Below are 2068 nucleotides of genomic sequence, written 5' to 3'. Positions count from 1 at the left end.
CAAGTTAGTTGAATTTAATAATTGAGTAATTCGTTCTTGCCCTTAATCTCTGCTGGGAGAGCCCATGTTACGGGAAGCTTCCTATCCACTATACTACTAGCCAGAAACAAGAAACCTGCTGACCATATCGAGTCGTCGATGTGTGGCCCGCCGGCAAAGTAAGTTGGCGGTCGGCCAATGCGCTCGCGAAACCATTCAGCATTGGAAGTACGGCGATGTCAGAGGAAAGAATGAGCCCCCCGGTGTGGGATACCCATCGACTGCGGATCGCCACCGATGCGGCCGGCATCGCGCTGTGGTCGTGGAATGTCGATACCGACGAGATCGCCTTGGACGAGCGCGCCCATGGCCTGTGGGGAGTCGACGTCGGAACGATAACGTTCGAGGACCTTTCCGCCCGCATCCATCCGGAGGACCTGGATAGGGTGAGGGCCGCTTTCGCGGCGACGCGGGAGATCTTCGGCGCTTATGAAATAGACTTCCGCATCCTGCACGGCGCGGAGGTCCGGTGGATATCGGCGCGCGGCAGGGGCGATGACCAGGGCATTGTTGGGCGGATGATGTTCGGGGTCTTCCTCAACGTGACCGGGCGCAAGCTGGCCGAGGAAGCCCGCGAGATGATCGCGAACGAAATGGCGCATCGGGTCAAGAACCTGTTCGCCATCGCCTCCGCACTCACCGGAATTTCGGCGCGCACGACGGCGACGACGGCAGAGATGCACCGCGATCTGACCCAGCGGCTTACCGCACTGAGCCGTGCGCACGACCTCGTCCGCCCCGTTCTCAGTCAGCCCAAGGAGGCCGCCGTCCTTGGCAAGCTGCTTGCCGTTCTTCTGGGACCCTACGACGATGAGGGAGCGATCGGCGCCCGTGTCAGGGTTTGCGTGCCGGAATTGCTTGTCGGAGAGGCGTCGGCCACGACATTGGCCCTTGTCGTCCATGAACTGGCGACGAACTCAATCAAGTATGGATCGCTCTCGAAGGAAAGCGGCACGGTCGTCGTATCATGCACGGTGCAGGACAGTGAGGTCGTTATCATCTGGACTGAAACCGGGGGGCCGCCGGTCGAGGCCGCGAACAAGCCCTCGGGCTTCGGGAGCCAGTTGGTCACGAGAAGCGTTTCTAGCCAGCTCGGCGGTACCATCGCGTTCGATTGGCCAACTGAAGGGGTTATCGTTACGTTGCGTATGAGCAAGGCTCGGCTGGGGGCTTGAATGGGGTGGAAGTCGGCTGACTGAAAAGATGAAAGTTATAAGCTTAGCGAGAAGTAACCAGTGGATATAAATCACTCTGACCCCTTTTCTCAATCGACTTAGTCCTGGCGCTCATAGCGAATTTATCAAGATGATTATCGAAGAGTTCGGGTCGCGAGTCGTTCCTGGCGGCGTCCTGGTATACGCCGGCGACACGGGTGATAAGTGAGGTTATTTTGATCGCCGGTCGTTGGGCGACCTTGGCGTTGCAGTCAATAGCCACGGCAAGATGCCGGATGTCGTCTTTTACTATCCGGACAGGAACTGGCTACTGTTGGTCGAAAGCGTAACCAGTCGCTGTCCGGTAGACGGTAAGCGACACGAGGAATTGGCCTGCCTATTCGCCAGCAGCACCGCAGGTCTGGTTTACGTGACTGCCTTTCCGAATGGGGCGATCATAGGCCGCTACCTTGGTGACATCGCCTGGGAGACTGAGGTGTGGGTGGCTAACGCGCCTTCGCACCTGATACATTTTAATGGTGTGAGATTTCCTGGGCCATATCTAATAGGGGTGAGTAGGAAGGGATATCTGTAGCGGTGGATCGATTGCTTGACCGATTGCGAGCCCGAAGAGCGGAATCGGGAGTAGAGAAAAATCACTCTGACCTATTTCCCCCGACGGCTTCTGCGAAGTCGTGCCCAGCTTCCTGTGCCAAGATGTCTCCAGACGGAGGAACACGTTTTGCGATAGTATATCCAACATTTTTCGCTTCTTATTACCGGAGAATTTTCGGGCTCTCAGGTAAGTAGGGTTAAGCAATACCCTAATCGAATGGATAAGGCAGAAGGGTTGTGTTATTAATGCCTTCATGAGC

The 2068-nt window shown here is 56.6% G+C and carries 1 protein-coding gene and 1 pseudogene; both read left to right on the top strand.

Going from position 1 to position 2068, the window contains the following annotated elements:
• The first annotated feature begins 230 nt into the window (after positions 1 to 230).
• Positions 231 to 1214: a sensor histidine kinase gene (locus AC5JJ6_RS11275; RefSeq protein ID WP_496042119.1), complete on the top strand. Its 984-nt coding sequence runs from the start codon at positions 231 to 233 to the stop codon at positions 1212 to 1214.
• A gap of 70 nt (positions 1215 to 1284) precedes the next feature.
• A pseudogene (locus AC5JJ6_RS11270) lies at positions 1285 to 1788 on the top strand (BsuBI/PstI family type II restriction endonuclease).
• Positions 1789 to 2068 lie beyond the last annotated feature (280 nt).

The organism is Skermanella sp. (assembly GCF_059503625.1).
Note: the sequence above shows the minus strand (reverse complement) of the source record. Positions and strands in the feature narration are given on the sequence as shown.